Annotated in this window: 7 protein-coding genes; 1 reads left to right on the top strand and 6 read right to left on the bottom strand. The window is 66.6% G+C overall.

The genetic code is table 11. The features are described 5' to 3' along the window. Positions 1–204 precede the first annotated feature (204 nt). A complete protein-coding gene (locus GH737_RS11965; RefSeq protein ID WP_196233138.1) occupies positions 205–1,101 on the top strand; it encodes a glycosyltransferase family 2 protein in 897 nt (298 codons plus the stop codon). Positions 1,102–1,114: 13 nt separating this feature from the next. Here GH737_RS11965 and GH737_RS11960 read toward each other — a convergent pair whose 3' ends face one another. From GH737_RS11960 to GH737_RS15345, 6 genes are all read right to left on the bottom strand, one after another. Further along, a complete protein-coding gene (locus tag GH737_RS11960) occupies positions 1,115–1,987 on the bottom strand; it encodes a hypothetical protein (protein ID WP_155265038.1) in 873 nt (290 codons plus the stop codon). Positions 1,988–2,020: 33 nt separating this feature from the next. Further along, on the bottom strand, positions 2,021–2,824 hold the full coding sequence (locus GH737_RS11955) for a class I SAM-dependent methyltransferase (protein ID WP_196233137.1): 804 nt from the start codon (positions 2,822–2,824) through the stop codon (positions 2,021–2,023). A gap of 63 nt (positions 2,825–2,887) precedes the next feature. Next, positions 2,888–4,576, bottom strand: coding sequence for an ATP-binding protein (locus GH737_RS11950; protein WP_155265036.1), 1,689 nt, complete (start codon positions 4,574–4,576; stop codon positions 2,888–2,890). 75 nt (positions 4,577–4,651) lie between these two features. Next, a complete protein-coding gene (locus tag GH737_RS11945; RefSeq protein WP_155265035.1) occupies positions 4,652–5,440 on the bottom strand; it encodes a TIGR02186 family protein in 789 nt (262 codons plus the stop codon). Continuing rightward, a complete protein-coding gene (locus GH737_RS11940) occupies positions 5,437–6,348 on the bottom strand; it encodes a sulfite exporter TauE/SafE family protein (protein ID WP_155265034.1) in 912 nt (303 codons plus the stop codon). The genes GH737_RS11945 and GH737_RS11940 overlap by 4 nt, the downstream gene beginning before the upstream one ends. 79 nt (positions 6,349–6,427) lie before the next feature. Further along, a partial coding sequence (locus tag GH737_RS15345; RefSeq protein ID WP_196233136.1) for a hypothetical protein occupies positions 6,428–6,970 on the bottom strand: 543 nt, incomplete at its 5' end.

Below are 6,970 nucleotides of genomic sequence, written 5' to 3'. Positions count from 1 at the left end.
GCTGTCGGTGCGCCTCACCAGCGCGCCGGTCGTCGACACGCACCTCGCCGCCGCCGTCAAGGCGCGGCTCAAGGCGCTGCTCGGCGTCGGCGTGAGCAGGCCCGCCCCGAAGGCGAACGCCTAGCCCGCGACGAATTGCGCATTGCCCCTGCGGCAAGGGCCGCCCTAAAGCTCGCTGCACTCGAAGCGGGTGGGTGGATCAAATTGCCGCGGACTTTCAGCATCATCACGACGTGCAAGGGCCGGCTCGAGCATCTGAAGGCGAGCCTTCCCAAGATGATCGCCCAGGCCGCCGAGGAAGTGATCGTCGTCGATTATTCGTGCCCCCAGGGGACGGGGGATTTCGTCCGTGCGAACTTCCCGTCGGTTCGTGTTGTCTCCGTCGAGGGACAGGAGCATTTCTCCAACTGGAAAGCGCGCAACGCGGGCGCGGCGGCAGCGAACTCGGACGTGCTCGTGTTCGCCGACGCCGACACGATCATGGCCGACGGCGCGATCGAGTGGCTCGCCGGACATCTTCCGCCGCGCGCCTACGGCTATTTCGACACGCCGACGTCGCAGTCGTTCAACCAGGGTGGACCAAGGCTCGCCGCGAACCAGCTGAAGGGATTTCACGTTATCCCGGCGGCCGCGTTCCGCCGCGCCGGCGGGTATGACGAGGTGCTCGAAGGCTATGCCGCGGGCGCCGACACCGACCTCGAGGAACGGCTGGCGTGGATCGGCCTCGCAAGGCACGCGCTGGACGCGCGGATCATCGAATCGATCATCCAGCACGACGCCCCCAGCCGAATCCAGCACCATGCCTATCCGGTGAGGACGAGCTATTGCGCCGGCCTCCTCTATCGAGCGGCCAAGCGCGCTCTCTTAAGAGTGCGCGGCCGGGTGGAGCTGCCGCTGAAGACGCGCGAGCACCTCTATGCGGCGGCCAGGAATGCGGCGCGCGGGCTCGGCGCCGGCAGGGACACGGTGAGCATGAACGTCGCGGTCGAGAAGCGCCCCGTCCTGATGCCGCGGCAGCTCGGCTACGAACGTGGCAGCTATACCCTGACGTTCAAGGTCGAAGTGTCGATGCAGGACGTGCTCGACAAAATCCCCGACTGAGATCGCGGGCCGGTCAGGGCAACGTCTTCGCGGGCGCGGTCTCGCCAGTCAGCAGTCCGTGCAGGCCTTCAGCGAGGTTGCGCGCGCCTTCCTTCATGAGCGGCTGGATGGCCGTCGCCACGCCGGGCGTGCGATTGGCATCGAGCAGCACGGGCTCGCCGTCGTGCATGACCCAGTCGAACTTGCCGAAATCGAAGCCGAGCCGCTCGCGCTCGGCCCTGAGTTGCGGCGGCACTTCGATCGGCTGGGACCGCAAAATGTCGGCCGCTTTGGAGACCTTGTCGGCGGTGACAAAGCGCGTGCAACGCTCCCGCGCGCCCATGAACACCCAGGTCCGAAGCACGAACCCGCCTTCGGGATCGGGCTCCGGAAGGAAGCGCTCGACCACCAGCGACGAGTCCGACCAGATCTCGTCACCGACATCGGAGATCGAATCCAGCACGCTGTAGGCGCCGCCCTTGGTCACGCCCGGGTGCGGCAATGGCTGTCCCGTTTTGGCGGCGCCGCGGTTGTGGAGATCCTCCATCACAGCATTGTTGTTGAAGTTCGATTTGACCATCACCGGGCCGTCCCAGCGATCGTCCCGAGACAGAAGCAAACGGCTGGTGGCGCGCTTCGAAATGTCGCCGGTCCTGAAGTTGATGGCGAGCGGATAATGCCGCGCAAGCGCGAGATATTCCGGCTCCACGATCGTCGAATCGACGTGCAGCAAGGCCGCATCGCCGTTCGGGGCGCGGGGGCCGCGCGAAATCACGGCGCTGTGGCCGAGCGTCTCGAGCTGCCTCAGCACCTCGAACAGCAGATAGGGGCTGTCGACCTTACCAGAAATACGATCGCGGATGCGGAACACGTCGAACTCGTGGATGATGACGATCAGGGTGGCCACGGCCAGTCCGATATTCGACCAGGCATATGCTGGCTAGCGAGCGGCGACGACGGTCGGGCAGCGCTCCGCCAGCGGATAACCGGCGGCAGGAACTACCGTGAGATCGGCGAAATGCCGTCCGATGACCTTCATGATCGCCGAAAGCGTGGGGAAGCCCAGACTGTGGTCGGCGCCAGCATAAGCGTCGAGAGTGGCAATGTCCTCGCCGGGCCAGCCGGTTGCCGCGGCGAGCTGGGCGCGATCGGGGAACATGCGCTCGAACGCGGCGAGGATCTCCTGCACTGGGACTGTCGCGCGAGGCCTCGACGCCGCGAGCGCCATCGCGATCCGCCACTTCAACGCATGGAGATTGCCGGGCCAGCCGGCGAACACGTCCTCGCGGATCAGATCGAGCGTCTCCGGTTCCTCGGGTGAGCAGAACAGCCGAACGGCGAGCTTGCCCGCCGGCAACAGGACGCGCCGGGCTTCGGCAAGCACCTCCTCAACCTGCTCGGGCGCGGCGTTGAGCGATGCATCCCCGATGACCACATCGAAGCTCCCGCTCGCGAACGGGAGATCCGTCCAGTCGGCGAGGATCGCGCGTCGGCCGTCGCGATCGCCAGGCCAGACCTGAGCCAGCATGCGCGGCGAATTGTCGATCGCGACCAGCTCGCGCCCGAGCCCCGACAGCTCGGGAGTCACGCCGAGCAGGAGGATGCTCTTGTCGTCCCCATCGATCGCGCGGCGGACAGCCTCGACGTCACCCTTCGACGGCCTGAGCGGCGAGCGGAGGCGGCCATGAACGCCCGCAAAATTGCGCCACCCCTTCGTCGTCAGCGATGATTCGGGTCCCCGCACCCCGCGAGATTCCCCGAAGCGCTCCGAAATTGCAATCCGCGGATCGCGGCTTTCACGCCCGTCTTAGCGGCCGTGACCGCGCCAGCGCTTCAGGGTGCGGCTGATGATTCCGGCTTCGTCGCCGGTCTCGCGCCACAAGCGAGCGAAGCTCGGGTCGGACGACGCCGGCCTTTTCTCCGGCTCGAGATCGTCGAAGCGGACGCGCATCGGGATCGCGACACCCTCGCCGCAGACGATGCACTCGCGGTTGCGAAGTGCCGGGATGGCGTCGAGGAAGCCGCGTGCGCCCTCCGGCATCGCGGCGCGGACGCAGGCCTGGTCGCGGTCGTTGTTGAGGCGCATCGAGACGATCGTGCCGCACTGCGACAGCACGCCTTCGGCAAGGTCCGACGGCCGCTGTGTGATCAGGCCGAGGCTGACGCCATATTTGCGGCCTTCCTTGGCGATGCGCTCGAGGATCTTGCGGACTGCCTGGCCGCCTTCTTGGTGCTCGTCCTTGGGCACGTAACGGTGGGCCTCTTCGCACACGAGCAGAAGCGGCTTCTGCGCTTCGGTCCGCGACCAGATCGCATAGTCGAAAACCATGCGCGCAAGCACCGAAACCACGACCGAGGTGATTTCCGACGGGACGCCGGAGACGTCGACGATCGAGATCGGGCGGCCCTGGCTCGGCAGGCGGAACAGCTTGGCAATCAGCCCCGGCATCGAATCCGATACCAGCATGCCCGAGAACATGAAGGTGTAGCGGGGATCGGCGCGGAGCTCCTCGAGCTTGGTTTTGATGCGCTGGAAGGGAAGCGAGTCGCCGGTGCGGTCGAGCTTGCCCATCTCGTTGACGATGATGCCATGGAGATCGGTCAGCAGGTACGGGATCGGGCTGTCGACGGTGACCTTGCCGTATTGGGTCATGTCCTTGCCCTTGGTGCGGGCGGTGAGCAGGCACTTGGCGAGGATGTCGGCGTCCCGCTGCCGCTCAGGGCCGTGCGTCGTCAGGAGCACTTCGCAATGCTCCTCGAAATTCATCAGCCAGTAGGGCAATTGCAGATTGTCGACGTTGAACAGCTCGCCGCAATTCTTGAACGCCGCCGAATATTCGCCGTGTGGGTCGATCATCAGGATGTGGCCCTCGGGCGACAGCTGCGAGATGCGGTGGAGGATCAGCGCGACCGAGGTGGACTTGCCGGTACCGGTCGAGCCCAGGATCGCGAAATGCTTCGACAGCATCGGGTCGACATAGAGCGCGCCGCGGATGTCGTCGGTTGGATAGACGGTGCCGATCTCGATGTTCGGCTCGTCGCTTGCGGCGAAAATTGCGCGCAGATCGTCCGTCGTGACCGGCATCACGTCCGCCCCGGGAATCGGGTAACGGGTGACGCCGCGGCGGAAGTTGCTGAGCGTGCCGGCGGAATCCTTGCTTCCCTCGCCGAGGAAGTCGACGTGGGCGACGAGCTCGCCATTATCGGCGCCGCGCAACGTGCGGACGTTGGCGATCAGCCAGGCGTTGCCGACCACCATCTTGACCTGGCTGCCGACCTGGCCGGACATGGCGATCGAAGGATCCGCGTGCGATTGCAGCGGCGCCAAAGCGGCCGCATTCATGCGGATCTGCGATCCGGAGCCGGCGATCTCGACCACCTTGCCGATTGCCGTAACCGGTCCCGGCCTGGTCTTCACCGGAGCCGGCACTGCATCCTCCTCGCTGAAGCTGCTGACTTCGTTCAAGAACTCGCGCAGGTTCGGCTGCTCATCCATGGTCGTACGCTCCCAGACAATAAGGTCGCGCACGTCGATACGCCGGAGCGGTTAAAATTAAATTAGGCCAAGTCGTTAGAAGCGGCGCCGGAACGCGACCGCGGCGGCCCAGCCGAGGCCGAGCGAAAGCACGACGCAGGCGATGCCGTAAGCGAAGCGATGGCGGCGCGAGGCGAGCCACACGTTACGCTCGAACCCCGACTTGTTGATCTCGATGTCGCGGGTCGCGACCGCGACCACGCGGCCGCTTTTGCTCGGGTCGGGGTTGGGCTCGATCAGGAATGTCTCGGCTGTGTAGGTGCCGACCGGCACCTGGCTCGGGATCGTGACGACCGCGCGATAGAGGATGCCGTCCGTGATCTCGACGCCGTGCGGATCCTGCGAATAGAGCCCTTCGCGCCTGCGCAGGTCGAGCAGGCCGGCTTCGAAATGGCGCTCCTTCTCCGGGAGCGCGCCGCCGCCCGGCGACAGCTGGAGATTGTGGACTCCGAGCTCGTAGATGGACGCGGTGCGATCGTCGACGAGCTCGCGGATCGGCCGCGACGAAGCGACTGCATAATAGCTCGGCGCGGAGCGGAAACGGCTCGAATCGGCGTTCATCCAGATGCCCGCGATCTTCTGCTTCTCGCGCAGCAGGATCGGCTGGACGGGGCCGCGGAGCACGACCGCGATGGCGGCTGGGCTCTCGGGCCGGCGCCCGCCGGGATAAGCGATCGCGCCGAACAGCAGCAGCTGCGCGCCCGAGAAGCTGTAGCGGATCTGCACCTGCCGCGCCGAAACGTCGGGGACCAGCACCGGCTTGTCCGCCGCAATCAGCAGCGGCGCGAGCAGGGCGAGAGCGACGAGGGGAAATCGCGCGGTCACAGATACTCGATCGAGAAGATTTCGTCGGGCCGCCAGGCGAGACCGAGGAGCATGCGGAAACCGACGCAGAGGATGATGATCGCGAGCGCGAGCCGCAGCATGTCGGGCTTGATCCTGAGCGTCAGCAGCGCGCCGTATTGGGCGCCGATCACGCCGCCGACGAGCAGCAGGACGGCAAGCACGATGTCGACCGCGCGCGTGGTCACGGCGTGGACCATGGTGGTCACGGCGCTGACCGCGAGCACCATCGCGAGGCTGGTCCCGATCACGACGCGGGCCGGCATGCCGAGCAGATAGATCATCGCGGGAACGATAATGAAGCCGCCGCCGATGCCGAGGAGGACCGTCAGAACGCCGGCGCCGAAGCCGATGGCGAGCGGTGCGATCGGGGAGATGTAAAGCCCCGAGGCATAGAAGCGCCAGCGCAGCGGGAGCGAGGCGACCCAGCGGTTGCGGCGCGCGGTGCCCGCCTGCGCCTGCTTGCCGCCGACGACGCCAAGCGCGACCAGCGCATCCTTGAGCATGATCGAGCCGATCCAGCCGAGGATCAGCACGTAGAGGAAGCTGATCACCACGTCGATCTGCCCGCTCGCCTGGAGCATGCGGAACAGGACGGCGCCGATGAGCGAGCCGAACAGCCCGCCGACGCTCATCACCCCCGCCATCTTCAGGTCGACGCCGCCGCGGCGCATGTGGACCATCGCGCCCGACACGCTCGCCCCGGTGATCTGGGTGGTCGCGGAGGCAACCGCGACGGTCGGCGGGATGCCGTAGAAGATCAGCAGCGGCGTCGTCAGGAATCCGCCGCCGATTCCGAACATGCCCGAAAGCACGCCGACGCCGAAGCCGAGCAGGATGATGAAGACGGCATTCACCGACTGGCCTGCAATGGGGAGGTAGATGTGCATCGGCCGGATGGAGACTAGCCCCAAACGGTGGCGGCGGCCAACACCCTCGTCCGTCCCAGCTGACGCGTCGATCTCTCGCTCAGAAATCCCCGGCCAGGGTGATTGCCGGCCCCGAACCCGGCGCGGCGTTGCCGGCGAACCGCTGCCGCCAATCGACGTGAACCTTGACGTTGCGGCGCACGCGCATCGTGACGCGCGGACCCGCGTCGAGCCGGTAGACTCCCGGCTGAGCGCCGCCCCACAAGCCGAACCCGGCCGAAAATTGCTTGTAGACCGGCCGGCTGAGCGTGACGGCGCCGTCGATGAAGTGGTCGCGGCTGTGGAAGCCGACGACCCCTCCTTGCAGATAGCCGTCGAGCATGAAGTGCAGCGGCATCGGCCGATCGTAGACACCTGCTTCGAAGAACAAGGCAAAGGCATTGCGGCCGCCGCCGAAACGGCCGATCCGCTGCCGCCGCTCGGCATCGATCCACAAGGGGATGCCGGCGACGGGCTGGATGCGCACGCCGGCCGCGACCTCGCCGCCGCGCCGTCCGACGGCCGAAGTGCTGCGAAGGGTCGCGGCGACCTGCCGAGTGAAATTGTAGGTCAGCCTCGCGCCCGCCTGGCTGGCGCCGAGCGA

The sequence above is a fragment of the Sphingomonas segetis genome (genome assembly GCF_009720245.1).
Taxonomy (GTDB): Bacteria; Pseudomonadota; Alphaproteobacteria; order Sphingomonadales; family Sphingomonadaceae; genus Sphingomicrobium; species Sphingomicrobium segetis.
This window is presented reverse-complemented; position numbering and strand designations above follow the sequence as displayed.